This window comes from Clostridium sp. AF35-15, from assembly GCF_003477745.1.
Classification (GTDB): Bacteria; Bacillota; Clostridia; order Lachnospirales; family Lachnospiraceae; genus Otoolea; species Otoolea fessa.
Genome location: NZ_QUDY01000002.1, coordinates 168,337 through 186,459, shown reverse-complemented (window position 1 = coordinate 186,459; position 18,123 = coordinate 168,337). Strand labels below are relative to the sequence as shown.

The following is an 18,123-nucleotide window of genomic DNA, read 5'->3' as shown; positions in this document are numbered from 1 at the left end:
TTACACGGTACGCATTTTCCCATTATCCATTTTTATCCAATACTAATTTTTATCGTATTTTACGCTTTTAACACCTCCTCTGTTACTCCCGTTTTTCCTATTCCAGCTTTATACACCTCCAATCCTGATATCGCTATATCAAACATCCAATCCGTTTCGCACAGAAATCCCATTTTCTGATACACATCCCAACGGCTCATCGACGCATGTTCTTCTAATTGATAGTTTCTTCCCAGCTGCCGGTATGCATGAAGCCCCAGTCTATGATATGGCAGAAATTCCAATTCCTGACAATTTTTAAGTTCCTGGCATAACTGCGCCGTTTTCCGAATATTTTCCACATCATCATTGACTCCTTCTACCAGCGGCACACGGACATGAATCGAATGCGGCGCGCAGATCGCATCGGCTTTGCGGATATTTTCCAGAATACAGGCATTGTCCTGCCCCGTCCATTTTTTATGCTTTTCCGGATCCATAGTTTTCACATCCACATAAAACATCTGCAGATGCGGCACGATCCGTTTCACATTTTCAAACGAAGTAAACATATCTAACTCCGCCGCCGCATTGATGCAGGCGTCATCACAGGCCTCCAGCAGTGCTTCCGCAAAATCCGTCTGACAAAACAGATCACCTCCTGAAAGTGTCACTCCACCATCAGAATAGAAGAAAAACATCTCATCCTTCTGGATCTCGCGCATTACTTCTTTTACGGTCATCTCCTTGCCATAGATCTGCTGTGCCCGGTAATTGCAGGCATCCACACATTGAAAGCACTGTTTACAGCGGCTGTGGTTCCTCACGATCTCTCCCGTTTTTTCGCTCCGGCGAAGTGCCTGTTCCGGACAGACCTGGATGCAGGCGCCGCATCCGGTGCAGCGCTCTTTCATATAGTAGACTTCCCGCTGCCCCGACTGCGACTCCGGTGTCGAACACCAGGCACAGCGCAGGGGACAGCCCTTAAAAAATACAACCGTCCGCATTCCCTTCCCATCGGAGAGGGATAACCGCTCAATCCGAAGAATATTTGCTTTTAATTCCATACGCTGTTCCTCCTGTCAAGTACACCTTGCCTGCTGCCCGCCACCGCGCATGATGCACATCCCCGGTAGCTGATTTGCCGCATTTTTTATGAAACACGGCAGATTTCACTCTTTTTCCTAGCAGATATTGGAATGTGAAGTTCTGGAAATGATATCGTCCTGTACTTCTTTTCCAAGCTCTGTAAAATATGCTGTATAACCAGCTACACGTACCAGCAGTCCGTTGTAATCCTCCGGATGCTTCTGTGCTTCTTTTAAGGTCTCCGTATCGATGACATTGAACTGTGTGTGGAATACGCCCAGGGAGCAGAGACTCCGCAGGTAGTTCATCAGTTCTTTTGTCGAGTTCGGGCTGTCGCGGAATACCGTATCCATCTTTACATTCAGCAGGGTTCCCTGATTGAAACGGCCATGCGGAATGTGGGAAATGGATTTCAATACAGCGCCCATGCCCTCGGTATCGGTTCCCTGGTTCGGAGATACGCCGTCTGCTAACGGTTTCCAAGCCAGACGTCCGGACGGAAGTGCACCGACCTCCAGACCAAACGGAGTATTTCCAGATACCGGAAGAATACCTGGCGTCATCTTGCCGAATTTGCTGTGGAACGACTCGATATAGTCCGCGATAAAACAGAACATATCACCGGTCAGCTCGTTTACTTCGTCGTCATCATTGCCGTACTTCGGAGCTTCATCACACATCTTCTTGACATCCTCATAACCCACAAAGTTTGCATCCAGTGCATCCAGAAGACGCTGCATCGTTACTTTTTTCTCATCAAATACAAGTTTCTTTACTGCAATCAGGCTGTTGATCAGGTCTGCTACGCCGATCGCATCAATACCATTTCCAAGGTTATATTTCGCACCGCCCCATGCGTAATCTTTCGCATTCTCTACGCACTCATAGAAAGAAAGGGAAAGTGCCGGAACGACCCTCTGGAAGCCAATGTCATCGCATACATGGCTGGAAGCCACGGTTCCGCGAAGTTCATAGCGGATCTGCTCTTTGACTGCCTCTTCAAACTCTTCGTAGGTATTAAAGGCAGTCGGATCGCCGGTCGCCTCAGATGCCTGAATGCCATATTTACGGCTCTTACCGTTTAACAGAGCAAATTCAACCGCAGAACCTAAGTTGAAGTCTGCATATGCGGTGTAGCATCTCTGTTTTCCTTCCAGGTTCGTCTCTACACAGCCGCATGGATTCCAGTTATATGCTTCTTTTAACGGGATTCCCTTGTTCAGGAGCATCTCGATACCAACTTCATCGTTGTGGAATGCCGGGAAACCGGTTCCAAGCTTGATAACCTCTGCAATCTTCTTTAAGAAGCTGCTCGGATTCTTCGCCATATTGTAGCGGACAGACAGGGACGGCTGATATAACTGTACTTCTGCGGTTGCCTGCAAAATCAGGTACGACACGTCATTGACTGCGTCCATGCCGCGCTCATCCACACCGCCGCAGCATACGTTCTGGAACATTGGGTAACCGGCGGAAAACTGTGCGGTTACCTGATCCTGGAACAGGCACTGCTCAGAGAATTTAACCCATAAGCAGTCCAAAAGTTCCTGCGCCTCTTCCTCTGTCAAACGGCCAGCCTCGATATCTGCCTTATAAAATGGGTAAAGATACTGATCCATACGTCCCGGGTTGTAGCTTGCTGCATTCTGCTCCATGAAAATACAGGTCTGGTAAATATACATCGACTGAATCGCCTCGCGGAAGGTACGCGCCGGTTTTTCCGGAACCTGATCGCAGGTCCCTGCAATCTGTAACAGTTCTTTTCTGCGCTTCTCATCCGGCTCTGCCTCTGCCAGCTTTCTCGCCTCTGCCGCATAGCGGTGTCCCAATGCGGAGATACCGTCAGCTGCCAGCTCCATCGCTTTCAGGTATTCAATCTTCTCATAGTCACCCGGACGGGTAATATCAAGTGTATCAAGCACTTTATGGATATGCGCCTTGATTCCCTCTATGCCTTCTTTAATGACTCTGGAATAACCCGCCGTCGTCTCGCCCCAGCCACGAACCGATTTACGGTTGATGTAAAGAGCGCCGCAGTCACGTAAGGTTGCCGCAAAATCTGGGCATTGTACCAGCCACTGCTCATACGTGGAACGTCCCTTCCAGTACGGGCGGATGATCTCCTCAAATGCCTTCCGATCCTCTGGGCGCAGATAGAATGGGTCATATGGACGGGTACTGATGGTATCCAGCTCCTCATCCAGAACCGACCAGCAGGTATCGACACTTAAAATACCGCCGCGCTGCTTGCTTCCGGCATTGCCGACAATCAGCTCATCCCCCCAGATTTTTACAGTTTTCTCCAGGCACTGTTTCTTAAATGCATATGCTTTCCGGATGCACAGCGGCTGTCCCTCTGATTCCTGGAAGCCCTTTGTCAGGATAATTGCATTTTCCAGATCCATCTCTGGCTTGGTCTTTAATACTCTCTGTTTTAATCGGTCAATCCGATCCATGTATGGTTTTCTTTCGATTGCTGCCATCTGATTTCCTCCTATTTTTTACTCACATTCCCATTCTGTGGGATTTATTTTTTTAGCACCTGCTATAAATCTCTTTTCGTTTAAAAGTATAGCAATTCTTATGTGGAAATGGTACAATATCAATAACTAAAAATACCAAAATCTTAACATATTGAATTTTTATAGAAAGAAGGGATCCTTTGAAATCTACTTCCCAGTTACAGGAAATCAACCACTATCAAGATCAAGATTTTCCGGTCAATGTCTACTATTCTGATATTCATTCCATGCAGCCGCCGGGACGCTGGCTGCGCGACTTCCACTGGCATGATGAGCTGCAGTTTACCCTCGTACTAAGCGGAACATTGACAATGCAGGTAGATAATCTTTCTCTGCCCGGACAGGCTGGAGATCTGATTTTCGTCAACACCTCCCTGATTCATGCCGTCACACAGATGTCGGAAGACGGCTCCTATGCGAGCCTCAATTTTCCTTACCGCCTTCTTGCCTTTTTTCCTGGAAGCCGCATGGATCAGGACTACGTCCTGCCCTATACCGCCGGCGGGAAATTCTCCGCTTTCTCTATTCACCCGGAATCCGAATGGCAGAAAGAGTTGATCGGACTGCACAAAAAAATAACCGATTTATTTCTTTCCAATCAGGTTAAAGGCAATGAATATTCTATCTGCATTAAGATTACCTCGATGTGGAATCTGTTGATTTCCAATTTTCACAGCAGTGGGAATTCTACCTCTATTAACCTCCTGCGCCAGCAGCGCCTGCAATCCATTCTCCTGTTCATCTATGCACATTACGCAGATGATTTACAGCTCTCAGACCTGGCTGCATCAGCCAATATCAGCGTCGGAGAATGCTGCCGGATTTTTCAAAATATTCTTCACACAACTCCCTATGGATATTTAACTAATTACCGCATCCAGACCAGTGTTTCCCTCCTTCACCGCGATCTGCCCATCTCACAGATTGCCGGACTGGTCGGATACAACCAGGTCAGCAATTACATCGCCACATTCAAACGGATCATTGGCTGCACACCAGCACAGTACCGGAAACAACACTTATCAAAACCAGATATCCCAAGCAGTTAATGGAAAACCGGCCGGCTTCTCTTCATCAGGGAAACCGACCGGCTGCTAAGGTGGTATAAAAATATAAAGGGGGGCTTTTTCAGGATGATGCAACGATTATTTTAATTTTCCAATTTCATCAAATCGTTTATAAGCATCGACAACCGCATTGATCACGCTGCTGCGGAACCCACGGTCTTCCAGTGTCTTCACACCGATCATCGCCGGACCAGCCGGAGAACACACATCATCTTTTAAATTCTCAAGATGCTTTTCGCTCTGTAAAAACAGCTGCACGGTTCCAAGGATTCCTTCCAGTGCATATCTTCTCGCCTGATAACGTAAAAGACCATTGTAAACGCCGCCGTCTGCCAGAGAATTAGCAAACATTGCGATAAACGCCGGGGATGTAGATGTTAATACCGTGCCTGCCACAAACTGGGAGGCCGGAAGGCTGTCAAATCCACCGGCTTCACGTAGAATATACCGGAATTCGTCCTCCTGTTCCTTCGTGTAGCTGTCGCCCTGTTCGATCAGGATAAAACCTTTTCCAATCAAGCAGGCTGTATTCGGGAGAATACGGATAACCGGAACATTCTTTCCTTCTAACTCTAATTCTTTCATATAGGTTGAAACCTCAACACCCGCTACAATCGAAACGATAATTTTTTCCTGCCCTTCTTCTGCACATGCCGCAAAGACCGGTTTCACCTCTTCCAGAACACTCTTTAAAAACTGCGGTTTTACACAGAACACAACATAATGAGCTGCCTTGATCGCTTCTCCATTGGTCTCAACAAAGTTGCATCCCAGCTCGTCCGCTAATTTCTGTCCTTTTTCTGTAACCACATCTGTAATCACAACTTCCGATGGATCAATTCCCTTGCAGGCTGCCGTTGCAAGAGCTGTACCCATAGTTCCACTTCCAATAAAAGCAATTTTTTTCATAGCTGGTCTCCTTTCAACTTAAAGTCCGAGTTAGTAATATACTTCAAATATATCTTATGTGGCTTATATTTCCCTTCGCCTTTCAGCGAAGGGAAGTTCCCGCTCTCAGCGGATAAATTTTTCTTTAAATGCCTGAACATGCGCTTTCTGAACCGATATCAATTTATCTACATCTCTCTCCTGAAGACAACGATAAATTTCCTCATGATGTCCAATATCCATATCATCAATCGAAGATAAATTAATCCGGTTTAAAAACAGAAGACGAATACTCAAATCCTGGTAATTATTCATCTCCCGCTCAAGAAACGGATTCCTAGTCATAGAAGAAATAATTCTATGAAATGCTCGATCCAAAAGAACTCTTTCTTCCGCATCTGTCTCCTCTCTCAGGACTTCCAGGCTGTCTTTCAGCCGCTTTAAATCTTCTTCCGTCCGATTCATAGCAGCAAGCTCTGATTCAAGTGGAGACAGAGCAAATCTCATCTGATAAATCGATTCCACTTCATATAAGGAAATCTCATTTACCATAATACATTGTCTCGGGACAATTTTCACAAAGTTTTCCCATGCCAGTCGATTCAGTGCCTCACGGATGGGAGTTCGTCCCATCCCCAGCTCTTCCATCAATTCAGCCTCTACTAATGTCTGTCCGGGGCGAAGTCTGGCTGTAATAATCATCATCTTAATCTTCTCGTATGCCACATCACTAACTCGCATTGTTTCCCTCATCTTTCTTGTAGAACAAATCTGTGATTTGCATCCAACTTCTTTTAGTCTACAGGAATGCTTATTTTTATAATAGCGCAAATAAGGATCAAATTCAATTAGACTTTTGTATATACCCCGTTTCTGATATAGTTACTGTTCACGCATACATGCCCAGTAACCTGATATGCCCTATTTTTTTTATAATTTTTCGACGCATCGCTTGTAATTTTCTTCCGCGTTGCCGCCCTTATGCCAGATATCCGCGATCGCTTCCGCGATTGGAAGCGGATCCGATTCATTGTACATAACATTTCGTCCCAGCAAGATTCCGCGGATATTGCTGCTGATTCCGATCTCTTTCGTGTACTCTTCTACAACCTCAATCGGCTCACTCTTTACCTCGTCTGGAACTACCAGCACCGGACAGGTGGTCGCCGCCGTCGGAACTGCATATTCATGATTCAGCGGAACTTCAATCCATTTGCCGGATGCACGGCAGCCAAGAGCGCCTACCACGCCGACTACCTTACACAGACTCTCTGAATCCGTCTTCATCGTAAACCCCGTTTCCGTCGTTTCTACATACAGCGCCTCGATAAAAATTGGAAGACCAGCTGACTCTGCTGCATTGACAGCTTCTGCACAGTACCGAACCGTATATTTGCTTCGCTCATCCATCGGATTCAGACGGATCATAAACTTTACACCGTCCATCCGAAGTTTCACTAGGCGATCGACTGTATAACAGGACGGCATATCGTCCATCTCCCATACCGTATTTTTCAGACCGCCCCGGTTCACAGTGCCAACCAGCATCTTCCCATCCAGAAACGCCTTTTCTCCACGTTCCCGCTGCAACTTATTGAGGATAAATAAATCTTCAATAATATCCGGTGTCGCCTCGATTCCATCAATCTGATCACTCTGCAGCATCCGCACCAGGCGGGATAAATACTCCCGCCTATTACTTAAACCAATCGGATTTCCTTTGTACTCATTGATCATTCTGGCATTGTGATCCGCTGCCGCAAATACCAGCTTATCATGCGGAAATCCCGGTTTTTTTCGCGCCGCCGCTTCCTGCTCAATAACCTCCGGAGAAAAGGCTTTTATCTTGTTTAATTCTTCAAAAATCTTGTCATTCAAAAAACTTTGATAATCAAATCCCATATACACCTTTGCCTTTCTCTGTCACTGAACACATTTTATTTTCCAAAATTAACGATTGCGTCAATTTTATCTCTTCCGCCTACTTTATCGCCCCACTGATCATATACGCTCTGGGCTGCCTCGATAAATGGTTCGCGATCCGGCTCTGTGATTTCGATGCCCTCTCCATTTAACAGTTCCAAGCACTCATCCTCAGATGCTGTATAAAGTTCTCTCTCTTTATCGATCATTTCTTTGGTGCACTCATCGATAATCTGTTTGTGCTCGTCCGAAAGAGAATCATAGAAATTCTTAGCAACTACGCAGATACCTAAGTCGTTGGTCCATCCAACCATTGCCCAGTGCGGCGCTGCCTCATAAAACTTCTTGGAATAATAGTTTGTATTGGCCGCTTCTGCACCGTCAATAATGTTCTGCTGCAGCGCTGTGTATAATTCGCCGTATGCCATCGGCAGCGGGCTTGCGCCGAATGCGGTAAAGGAATCCAGCTGTACCTGATTTTCCATGGTCCGGATCTTGAGATTCTTTAAATCCTCGATACTGTTGATCGTCTTCTGCGTTGTCATGATATGTCTGGTTCCCAAATCCAGGAAGCCCATCAGATGGAAGCCTTTCTCCTCACAGTCACCGCTATAGGACATTCCAATCTCGTCAGAGTCCAGAACGGAATACATATGTTCCTTATCTCTCCAGAGGAACGGAAGGCAGAATATATTAACAGATGGAACAAAGCTGGAGAACGGCGCTACCGACGTCATCGCCATCTCTACGGTGCCAAGCTGCATACCCTCAATGACATCTCGCTCATTGCCAAGCTGGTTATCCGGATATATTTCTACTTTAATTTCGCCATTGGATCGCTCTTCCACAATCTCTTTAAAATATTCCGCTGCTTTTACCGGAGGTTCGGTTGCTGCCTGTGATAAGGAAACCTTTACGGTCACCGCACCACCGGATGAACCGCCTGTATTAGCCGCTGCCTTTGCGGACTCTCCTGTGGAAGCGCTGCCGCCTCCTCCACATCCTGCCAGAGAGCCAGCTGCCACCAGCATCGCCATCGTCATGCTTACAAACCGTTTCACATTTTTCTTCATATCAATAAATCCTCCTTTCATTTCATCTTCTTATCCCATTAACTGCGGCAGCCATAAATAGGTCTGCGGGAGATATGTAACAATAATCAGTACAACTAACATTGCAAGAATCGTAGGAATTACAAACGGGAATACCTCTCTTACACTCTTGCCGGTCAATCCACAGGCAACGAATAAAGTTGCTCCATAAGGCGGTGTTACGTATCCAATCGCCAGGTTGATGCAGACAATAACACCAAAGTGAATCGGGTCGATTCCATAAGCGGTTGCTACCGGGAATAAGATCGGCATTAAAACGATAATTGCAGAGAAACTTTCCATAAACATTCCAACTAAGAACAGCGCAATATTTAAGAAAATAAGGAATGCAGTCTTACTTGTGATGAATGTATTCATAACCTGGATTAAGAGCTGCGGCAGCTGTTTTGCTGTGATAAACCATGCAAAGATATAAGCGCAGCCTGTGATAATCATGATGCCAGCCGCTGTCTGCGCGGACTTAACAAAAATACCAGGTAAATCTTTCAATGTAATTTCTTTGTAAATAAACATACCTACCAGGAAGCCATAGACAACCGCCACAGCCGCTGCTTCAGTTGCAGAAAAGATACCGCTGATGATACCACCGATAATGATAATCGGAAGTCCTAAACCAGGAAGTGCAGAAAACATCGTTCTCCGTACTTCTTTCGGATCAAACTTGGTTGTCTGGATATATGCATCTCCGCCCCTGGAAGCGTGAATATAGGAGTAGACCATCAGTGCCACACCAATCATAACTCCAGGAATAGCGCCTCCGAGGAATAACTGACCAACAGATGCACCTGTGGAATATCCAATCAGAACCATTAAGATACTTGGCGGAATAATCGGTCCGATACTTCCTGCTGCTGAGAGCAGAACCGTTACGAAACTCATGTTATAGCCTTTTTCTTTAAATGCAGGCGTCATGATCGAACCGATTGCTGCTGTTCCAGCCGTTGCTGAACCGGAAATTGCCGCGAAAATCATGGATGCCAGTACGGCTACCATCGCCAGACTTCCTTTTACAAAGCCGATCGACGCACTTGCAAAATCTACAATCCGTTTGGACATACCGCCCTGATCCATCAGATTTCCTGCCAGCATGAACATCGGAATCGCCATGATCGGCCAGCTGTCAAGACCCGCAAACATTCTCTGCGGTACCAGAACCAATGGGAAATTTCCCTCAAGCATAATCGAAAGTGTCGTTCCCATTCCGAGTGCAACAAAAATAGGGGCTCCGATTAGAAACAGACACAAAATACAGATAAATAAAAATCCTAACATATCGCAGCCTCCTTTACTAATCTATAAATTCTCTCGGTTCTTCCGGTGCATTCTTGTTTTTTAAGCGTTCGATAAAGGTAAGGAGCTGTTCCATAATCATCAAAACTCCACCGGTTGGGAATGCCGCGTAAATCAAAGCCATCGGAATCTGCATCGCCGGAGACGTCTGAGCCGTCGTAGACTGTACTACTTTGAACCCGAAATATGTCATAATACATAAGAAAACAATCGTTAAAAGATCTACAATCGCGGTCAAAATGCGTTTCGGCTTTTGCGGAAGTGCAGATGTCAGAACATCTACCTGAAGGTGAGAACGATTTCTCATCGCAATCGCCGATGCCATCAATACCAGCCATATCATCAGATATCTCGCTAATTCTTCGGTCCATCTAAGAGGACTCTGTATTACAAAACGAAAAAAAACCTGAATAATAACTGTAATTGTCATCGCAAGGAAAAGAACAACTACTACCGCATCATTTACATTTCGAATTATCTGGAGAAGTGGGTTCCCCTTTTCTTTCATAATGTATCCCCCTTTCCTGGATAGTTTTTACAAAGGCGGCAGCCGGTGAAACTGCCGCCGGTTTTTTATTAGATCTTTCTCTCTAAGCCGCGTTTCTCATAGTAAGAATCCGGGATATCTTTCGGATCTTTGTACATAACCATCACGCACTTACCGTCACTGCCGATAGTCGGCACATCCATAATGAATAATGGCCATCCAAACCATTTGTACCAACCAAACTCCCACATGGTTGTACAGTTCAGGCAGTAGCACTGGAATCCTTCCTTATTATAAGCTCTTGGATCCGGTTTATCTAAAGTCTGTACCTTGTCTTGACATTCGGTTACCAGCCAGCCGCCGCTGTTACAACGCGGAAGTGTAAAGGTAATCTTCTCCTCATCCTCTTCCCAAATCTGATCGCCGTTATCATGAAGAGCAGACCATAATACTGCACGGTTCTCCAGGAAATCTTCCATTGGGAAATCTTTATATGTAGCCTGACCCGCTTTATATTTCTCCATCCAGTCCTGCAGACATGGCGGATAGCACCATAATGCATAGTCTTCCATACATTCAAAGATCGCCTCATCCGGTGCCCATTTCTTGAAATTGCGTAATGTCTGATTTACCCAGCGGACTGCGAAATGGTGAAATCCTGTCTTTTTCTCTACATTTAATTTGTGCAGCTCCAGCGCTTTTTCCATATCACCGGCTTTGATCGCTGCCTCTAATTTATCAATATTGCGAACCGCATAATCATTGCGAACCTTTTCCAACGTCTCTGTATACATCTTCTTTTCCATAATCTATACCTCCTTATTACCAAGCTGTCTTCTTTCCGTATTTTTCATCTTCCTGGATCGGGAAATGCACTTCTTTACCAAGGTCGCTCGACTGATAAATCGCACGGATAAATTCAAGTGTTCTTCTTCCCTCTACGCCGTCTACCATCGGCTCACGATCTTCTTTGATCGCATGGATGAAATCAGTAAGCTGTCTTCTGTGATTTTCGGTTGCCACATAGCCAGCACCCGTTGCTGTATCACCAGAGTCAACTTTTACCTTGGTCAGGTAATCATCCTCGTTCATGCCTTCTACTTTCCATTCTACGATCTCTTCTTCCACAATCTTGATCGTACCTTTTTCACCATGGATTTCGATGTGACGCGGATAACCCGGACGGACTGCACTACTACTTACCAGGCTTCCCAACGCCCCATTCTTAAATTTGAATATTGCGTTGGCTACGTCATCTACTTCAATATCCGGATGCAGGGTTGTCATATAATTACCAGTCAGTCTCTCTACATCGCCGACTAAATAAAGCATTAAGTCAATAAAATGAACGGTCTGGCTAATCAGGGAACCGCCGCCCTCACCTTTCCATGTACCTCTCCATGCACCGGAAGCATAGTATTCATCGCTTCGGAAGCATTTTCCAGAACAATCAACCGAAAGAAGTTTACCAAGCTTGCCTTCATCCAGCGCTTTCTTGATCAGCTGAGCCTGATCCATGAAACGGTACATAAAGATAACACCAAATTTAACGCCCGCTTCTTTACATGCTGCAATCATCCTGTCAGCTGCATTACAATCGACAGAAATTGGTTTCTCACACATTACGTGTTTGCCAGCCTTCGCACAGTCCACAACCATCTGCTCATGCAGGAATGGAGGTGTTACTACACAGACAGCATCGATATCATCTCGTTTCAGCATCTCTTTATAATCCGTGTAATAAGACGGAATATTGTACTCTTTGCTGAATTCCTTTGCCACATCCTCTTTCACGTCACAGAATGCAACAACCTCTGCTTCCGGGATATCCCGAAGTGCTCCTGCATTTAACGGACCTGCCATACCGCCGCCGATAATACCAAATCTGATTTTGTCGCCCATACTCTTTTTCCTTCCTTTCTTTTTTAATCTTTTATTAGTACATGCACTTTGTTTTCTTTAATATATCTCAGATATCTTACTGATATATTAGCACTTTATTTTTTTATTTTCAAGTCGTTTTCTGATTTTATTTGACGAACTTTAAATCGTATTGATCTTTTATCATGTTTTATTTCATTGTATTGTACATTTCCAATCCATTTTCCCCCATATTTCCCTTATTGCATAAACAATCGGTCAATTTTATTCTCATTCAAATATTCTTCCGCCATTGATTCCACATAAATCTTGAACAGATTTCATAGAACAATTCTTTTCTACAAAACAAAGAAGAGCCATTTAATGTCTCTGCATCAAATGACTCTTCTCATTTTCAATTCTTTACTGCCCAATCTCCGCCGCCGGACCCACTGCCGGTTCCTGCGCCGGACCGTGTCCTGGTCCGATGTCGCTGCCCGGTCCTGCCGGCACGATCGTCGTGCTAGATTCTGCCGGATCTTCAACTGTCTCGGCAGGTGTTTCCGGCACCACCGCCGGGGCTGAATACCGTTTTCCTGCCGTACCCGTCTTGTGGATCCGCTGCATCCGCTCTTTGATGGATTCGCTCTTGATCTGCTCGATCTTGGCGCTGGCGTCTTCTTTTAACTCCTTGCTGCTGCGGCCGGAATCGCCGCTCTTTGCAGACTCCAGAAGCTTCGCCGCCTCATCCGAGAGCAAATGATCCCTTCTGAAATTCGCCGCGGTATATCCGCTGGTTGTGATTTCAAATGCATCCGGATGACCTGCCAGATAGGTTCCTTCTCCGCGTCCATTGTCCGTCTCCGGGGTATCAAAGGACGCCGCCGGAAGCCCCTCTACCATCTTTTCCATCGCATTTTTCCAGATCTTCGCCGGATACGTGCCGCCGTACAGGCTGGAAAGTGTCTTCTGCTGGTCGTAGCCAACCCAGACCGTCATCGTATAATATGGCGTCATGCCGCAGAACCAGCCGTCACGGCTGCCGTTGGTCGTACCGGTCTTTCCGGCCGCCTCTATATTGCCGCTCCACCCCATCGATGCCGCCGTACCTTTTGTGACAACTCCCTTTAAAATATCGGTCATCATCACGGCGCTGCTCTCCTGGTAAACCTGAACCGATTCATAATCTTCAAAAATATCTTCGCCCTGGTTATTGATCATCTTGATAATACAGGTCGGTTCGCGGTACTGTCCCCGGTCTGACAGCGCTGCATAAGCGCCCGCCATCTCCTCGGTCGTCATACCGGTGGTAAAGCCGCCCAGGGAGGTCGCCGGATAATAGTCCGCCGCCTGCACGCTCGCGAAGCGCATCTGGGTTAAATATGCCATGCCGACATCCGGTGTGATATCATCATAGATATACCATGCCACACCATTTTTACTTCGCTCGACCGCATTTCGAAGCTCCAGCCTCTCGCCGGAAAGGGACTTCACATCCACGCCCTTCTGCTTCGCCGCGTCAATATCGATATTCGGAATCTTTGTTTCCGATGTGTAACCATTTTCCAGTGCCGGTGTATACACGATCAACGGTTTGATAGAACTTCCCGGCTGTCTCGGGCTCTGGAACGCACGGTTTAATGTGTAGGTATCCGTCTCCTGACTACGTCCACCCACAATCGCCACGACGCGGTTCGTCTTGTTGTCAATAACGGTGGACGCGCCTTGCAGCTTGTAAACGCCGTTTTCGGATGTATTGCCATCAAAGGACAAAACTCCATCTAATGCATCCTGCAGGATCGTCTGCTTGTCCGGATCCAACGAGGTATAAAGGTTATAGCCGCCCGTGTAGAGCGCATCGCGCTCCTGGTTGTACACCTCGTTGTAATTGGCATTGTACTCTTTGTAAGCCTCGTCGCTGCGGAATCCATACTGGAATTCAAAGCCGTCACGGCGCATCAGATAGCGAATCGCACAGTCGATCGCATACGTCGTCTCATAGTTGTGCAGCGGCACTCTCTGGCGGTTGACCGTGATCTCCTCCGCCTTTGCCTCTTTGCACGCTTTCTCCGTAATAAATCCCATACTCAGCATATCTTCCAGAATCTTATCGCGGCGTGTCAGCGCATTTTCCGGATGACGGTACGGGTTGTAATACGTCGGCGAGTTCGGAATCGCACACAAATATGCCGTCTGGCTCAAGGACAGTTCATCCGCATCCTTGCCAAAATAACCTCTTGCAGCCGCCTGAAGCCCGTAGTACGTGTTCGCGAAGCTGATATCATTGATATAGAACTCCATAATCTGCTCTTTGGTGTATTTCTTCGTCAGATCTAAGGAAATCAGCATCTCCTTGATCTTCCGCTCCATCGACACCTCGCGGGTCAGAAAACGGTTTCTCGCTAACTGCTGGGTGATCGTACTCGCGCCGTGCTTTTCTGCTCCCTCAGTCAAAAAGTAATTGACTGCGACACGGAAAATACCTTTTATATCAATGCCTGGATTTTCCCAGAACGTCCGATCCTCGATCGCCACAAATGCGTTGACTGCATTCTGCGGTATCTGGTCATACTTCAAATAACTGGAATCCTCGTCTCCCGTCAGCTTCGCCAGCACATTACCGTTGGAATCATAAATATAACTTGCCTCCTGCAAACGGAATGTATCCAGCGTACTGTTTTCCACCACTCCCTCTATCTGGCTTTTATAGTCCTCATAGAGCGGAATCAGCTTATATGCTCCAAATCCGGCACCGCCAATCACCAGCAGTACCAGACACACCAGAAGCGTCTTGAACATGGTTCCAAAGATCCTTGCCATCGCATGGAACACGATCCGCCCACCGCTCCAGCTGTTATTTTTGCCCGCTTTCTTTCGCTTGCCGACATCGATTTTCCCGCTTTTCTTTGCGGTGCCCCGCCTGCCCGAAGATCGTGCGGATGAAGCTGCCGGTTTCTTTCGAACGCCGGAGGCGTCCTCTCTCGTCTGTTTCTCCCTCATCTCTTCCCTCATCTTCCTATGTATCTATGATTGCTGCCATTCTAATTTCATGCGGCACCTCAGGCTTCAATAATGCCAGTCTGCGGACAGCAACTTTTTATACTTTTCTGACAAAATCAGCTTGGACTCCATTTTATTATAAGTTTTTTTGTCCAAAAGAACAAGCCTGTTTTCGAAATCTGCCCAATCTCCTACCGCGTGTTACTGTTCACGCACACATGCCCAGTAACGGATTTTTCCGTGGCTTCAAAAATGCCTATCTGTAAACTGCATTTTCGCTATATCAATGCCGTTTCCGAAAAAGAAATGCTAGAAGTTCATGCACTAACAGCGGCGTGGCGGATAACAGGAGAAGCGCCAGCCACTCTGCCGGGCGCAGCCGCACCGTGTGAAGGAGTTTCATCAAAAAAGGAATCTCCGTCACCGCAACCTGCATCAGAATCCCCACAAGGACTGCCGCAAGCATCAGCGGATTTTTCCCAAGACTGCGTGAAAATGCCGAGCCCGTAAGCGAGCGCATGCCGACCGCATGAAAGAGCTCCGACAGCCCCAGAACGGTAAATGCATACGTCTGTGCCCGCAAAAGCTCCTGTCTGCTGAAAAATGCCCCCAGCGTGACTGCTGCAATCAGAGACCCGTAAAATACCATGCAGAACCACCCGCCTCCGGCAAACAGCGACTCGCCCGTCCGGCGCGGCGGCTGACGCATCAAGTTCTCCCGGTCGTTTCCATCCATGCCGAGTGCCAGCGCCGGAAGCGAGTCCGTAATCAGATTGATCCAAAGGATGTGCCCGGCTCCCAGCGGCGCCGGTATTCCGATAGCAACGGCGGCAAACATGGTTAAAATCTCCCCCAGATTGGAGGAAAGCAGAAACAGTATAGATTTTCGTATATTTTCATAGATGCCGCGCCCTTCCTCAATTGCCCTCTCGATCGTCGCAAAATTATCATCCGTCAAAATCATATCCGCCGCCTGCCGCGCCACATCGGTTCCGCCTTTTCCCATCGCGATCCCGATATCGGCTGATTTAAGCGCCGGCGCATCATTTACGCCGTCCCCGGTCATCGCCGTCACGCACCCGGCGCGTTTTAAAGCCCGCACAATCCGGACTTTATGTTCCGGCGACACCCGTGCAAAGACTGATACAGAACCGATTCGTTCCTCCAGAGCTCCCTCATCCAGCGTTTCCAGCTGCGCCCCCGTCATGCATTCTTCCCGCCGTTTGGCAATCCCCAGCTGCCTGGCGATCGCAAGCGCCGTGTCTGCATGATCTCCAGTGATCATGACCGTCCGCACAGATGCCCTGCGAAATGCCTCAACTGCCCCGGCTGCTGCCTCCCTCGGCGGATCCATCATGCCTGCCAGACCCAGAAATACCAGGTTCTGCTCCAGCTGTCCCACCTGTTTCTCCCACTTTCCATCCGGCATTTTTCCTGTTTGAAGCTCCCTATACGCCCCCGCGAGTACTCGCAGGGCACGCGCGGACATACGCGTGATCTCCGCCTCAATCTCTGTCCGCCTCTCCCTGGTCAGCGGCACAATTTTGTCCTCTTCCATCTCATAACGACACCTTTTAAGAATCACATCCGGCGCCCCTTTTACACAAGAAATCCAGTTTTCTCCCTGCTCATGCACCGTCGTCATTCTCTTCCGATCCGAATCAAAGGGAATCTCCCCTTTCCGCGGATATCTCCGACGCAGATGCTCCGGAGAAACACCACAATTTTCACAAAATCCGTACAGCGCCCGCTCGGTGGCATCCCCCACCGTCTCCCCGGCATCGCTGCACAGCGCAAATACCTCCAGAAGCCGTTTTCCCACTTCTCTTTCCTTAGAGCGCGCCAATTCCTGTTCCGTATACTCCTGTCGATTTACATAACATGTCGTCACCGTCATCTCATTTTTCGTCAGCGTCCCCGTTTTATCTGAGCAGACCACGCTGACTGCCCCCAGTGTTTCCACGGACGGAAGACGGCGCACGATCGTGCCAGCCCGCGCCATTTTCGTCACTCCCAGCGCCAGCACAATCGTCACCGTCGTCGGAAGCCCCTCCGGCACGGCAGCTACCGCCAGGGAAATCGCAGTGAGCAGCATTTCCATCACGTCGCGCTTCTGCCAGACGGCGAGGGCAAATAATAAAACGCACAGCCCGATCGTAAGAATACTCAATAGTTTCCCCAGATCCGACAGCCTTTTTTGCAACGGTGTCTCCTCCTCCGGCGCCTCGCGGATCAGAGAAGCAATCCGCCCTACCTCCGTATTCATGCCGGTGGCGATGACAATTCCCTTTCCCCGCCCTGCCGTCACGTAAGAAGTCATAAATGTCTCATTTTTACGCTCTGCCACCGGAAGCGCACCGGCGGCTAAAAAATGGCTGTTTTTCTCAACCGCCCGCGATTCGCCGGTCAGCGCTGATTCTTCTGCCCGCATTTCAGCTGTCTCGGTAAGACGCAGGTCGGCTGGAACCTGCCGCCCGGCATCGAGCACGACCAGATCCCCCGGCACCAGCTCCCGCGCGGCAATCTCCCGCTCTTTTCCTTCCCGGATCACAACCGCCTCCAGCTGCGTCATCCGTTTTAAGGATTCGAGCGCTTTCTCCGCCTTCCCCTCCTGAATCACGCCCACCGTGGCATTTAATACGACAACCGCCAGAATTACCCCCGCATCGCCGTACTCGCCCAAAAGCAGGGAGATCCCGGCTGCCGCAAACAACACAAAAATCAGGGAGTCGCAAAGCTGTGCCCCGATGCGCACAATCAGACTCCGCGGTGGTGCTTCCCGCAGCTCATTTTCCCCATAATGGCGCTGCCGCACCTCCACTTCCGCTGCCGATAAGCCTGTCCGCAAATCGACCGAAAACTCCCTGCACACCTCTTCCACCGTCCGGTTCTCATACATGCGCATT

General features: G+C 48.0%; 13 protein-coding genes. 1 reads left to right on the top strand and 12 read right to left on the bottom strand.

The genetic code is table 11. The features are described 5' to 3' along the window. Positions 1-59: 59 nt before the first annotated feature. Both DWZ76_RS03950 and DWZ76_RS03945 read right to left on the bottom strand, forming a co-directional pair. Positions 60-1,046, bottom strand: a complete 987-nt coding sequence (locus tag DWZ76_RS03950; protein WP_118471926.1) for a glycyl-radical enzyme activating protein — start codon at positions 1,044-1,046, stop codon at positions 60-62. Positions 1,047-1,163: 117 nt separating this feature from the next. After that, complete coding sequence (locus tag DWZ76_RS03945) at positions 1,164-3,551, bottom strand: formate C-acetyltransferase/glycerol dehydratase family glycyl radical enzyme (protein WP_118471924.1); 2,388 nt, start codon at positions 3,549-3,551, stop codon at positions 1,164-1,166. A 179-nt stretch (positions 3,552-3,730) separates the two neighbouring features. On the opposite strand from DWZ76_RS03945, the gene DWZ76_RS03940 reads away from it, so the two are divergent. Continuing rightward, complete coding sequence (locus DWZ76_RS03940) at positions 3,731-4,639, top strand: AraC family transcriptional regulator (RefSeq protein ID WP_107001104.1); 909 nt, start codon at positions 3,731-3,733, stop codon at positions 4,637-4,639. A gap of 96 nt (positions 4,640-4,735) precedes the next feature. Here the strand turns inward: DWZ76_RS03940 and proC are convergent, their stop codons facing one another. The 10 genes from proC to DWZ76_RS03890 form a co-directional block, all read right to left on the bottom strand. Next, entirely contained in the window at positions 4,736-5,566 is an 831-nt protein-coding gene (proC, locus tag DWZ76_RS03935) for a pyrroline-5-carboxylate reductase (protein ID WP_107001105.1), read from the bottom strand. 105 nt (positions 5,567-5,671) lie between these two features. Next, positions 5,672-6,286, bottom strand: a complete 615-nt coding sequence (locus DWZ76_RS03930) for a GntR family transcriptional regulator (RefSeq protein ID WP_181357223.1) — start codon at positions 6,284-6,286, stop codon at positions 5,672-5,674. A 189-nt stretch (positions 6,287-6,475) separates the two neighbouring features. After that, positions 6,476-7,447, bottom strand: a complete 972-nt coding sequence (locus DWZ76_RS03925) for a hypothetical protein (RefSeq protein WP_107001107.1) — start codon at positions 7,445-7,447, stop codon at positions 6,476-6,478. A 35-nt stretch (positions 7,448-7,482) separates the two neighbouring features. Continuing rightward, complete coding sequence (locus tag DWZ76_RS03920; protein WP_182430844.1) at positions 7,483-8,541, bottom strand: TRAP transporter substrate-binding protein; 1,059 nt, start codon at positions 8,539-8,541, stop codon at positions 7,483-7,485. Positions 8,542-8,571: 30 nt separating this feature from the next. Beyond that, on the bottom strand, positions 8,572-9,852 hold the full coding sequence (locus DWZ76_RS03915; RefSeq protein ID WP_107001109.1) for a TRAP transporter large permease: 1,281 nt from the start codon (positions 9,850-9,852) through the stop codon (positions 8,572-8,574). A gap of 16 nt (positions 9,853-9,868) precedes the next feature. After that, a complete protein-coding gene (locus tag DWZ76_RS03910) occupies positions 9,869-10,378 on the bottom strand; it encodes a TRAP transporter small permease (protein WP_107001110.1) in 510 nt (169 codons plus the stop codon). Positions 10,379-10,446: 68 nt separating this feature from the next. Next, positions 10,447-11,163 (bottom strand): hypothetical protein, encoded by a 717-nt coding sequence (locus tag DWZ76_RS03905; protein WP_107001111.1) that lies wholly within the window; start codon positions 11,161-11,163, stop codon positions 10,447-10,449. 16 nt (positions 11,164-11,179) lie between these two features. Then, positions 11,180-12,259, bottom strand: coding sequence for a Gfo/Idh/MocA family oxidoreductase (locus DWZ76_RS03900; protein ID WP_107001112.1), 1,080 nt, complete (start codon positions 12,257-12,259; stop codon positions 11,180-11,182). A 381-nt stretch (positions 12,260-12,640) separates the two neighbouring features. Then, positions 12,641-15,217 carry a transglycosylase domain-containing protein gene (locus DWZ76_RS03895; RefSeq protein ID WP_233430244.1) on the bottom strand — a complete coding sequence of 859 codons (2,577 nt, stop codon included), beginning with the start codon at positions 15,215-15,217 and terminating at the stop codon, positions 12,641-12,643. 283 nt (positions 15,218-15,500) lie between these two features. Beyond that, the gene (locus tag DWZ76_RS03890; RefSeq protein WP_118293924.1) at positions 15,501-18,116 is read right to left on the bottom strand and encodes a cation-translocating P-type ATPase; all 2,616 of its coding nucleotides are present in this window, start codon (positions 18,114-18,116) and stop codon (positions 15,501-15,503) included. Positions 18,117-18,123 lie beyond the last annotated feature (7 nt).

Bases quoted from the DNA above. Each gene is read 5' to 3' on its own strand.
- DWZ76_RS03910 (WP_107001110.1), bottom strand. From the start codon at position 10,378: ATGAAAGAAAAGGGGAACCCACTTCTCCAGATAATTCGAAATGTAAAT.
- DWZ76_RS03890 (WP_118293924.1), bottom strand. From the start codon at position 18,116: ATGTATGAGAACCGGACGGTGGAAGAGGTGTGCAGGGAGTTTTCGGTC.
- DWZ76_RS03895 (WP_233430244.1), bottom strand. From the start codon at position 15,217: ATGAGGGAGAAACAGACGAGAGAGGACGCCTCCGGCGTTCGAAAGAAA.
- DWZ76_RS03925 (WP_107001107.1), bottom strand. From the start codon at position 7,447: ATGGGATTTGATTATCAAAGTTTTTTGAATGACAAGATTTTTGAAGAA.
- DWZ76_RS03945 (WP_118471924.1), bottom strand. From the start codon at position 3,551: ATGGCAGCAATCGAAAGAAAACCATACATGGATCGGATTGACCGATTA.
- proC (WP_107001105.1), bottom strand. From the start codon at position 5,566: ATGAAAAAAATTGCTTTTATTGGAAGTGGAACTATGGGTACAGCTCTT.
- DWZ76_RS03905 (WP_107001111.1), bottom strand. From the start codon at position 11,163: ATGGAAAAGAAGATGTATACAGAGACGTTGGAAAAGGTTCGCAATGAT.
- DWZ76_RS03930 (WP_181357223.1), bottom strand. From the start codon at position 6,286: ATGCGAGTTAGTGATGTGGCATACGAGAAGATTAAGATGATGATTATT.
- DWZ76_RS03920 (WP_182430844.1), bottom strand. From the start codon at position 8,541: ATGAAGAAAAATGTGAAACGGTTTGTAAGCATGACGATGGCGATGCTG.
- DWZ76_RS03900 (WP_107001112.1), bottom strand. From the start codon at position 12,259: ATGGGCGACAAAATCAGATTTGGTATTATCGGCGGCGGTATGGCAGGT.
- DWZ76_RS03950 (WP_118471926.1), bottom strand. From the start codon at position 1,046: ATGGAATTAAAAGCAAATATTCTTCGGATTGAGCGGTTATCCCTCTCC.
- DWZ76_RS03915 (WP_107001109.1), bottom strand. From the start codon at position 9,852: ATGTTAGGATTTTTATTTATCTGTATTTTGTGTCTGTTTCTAATCGGA.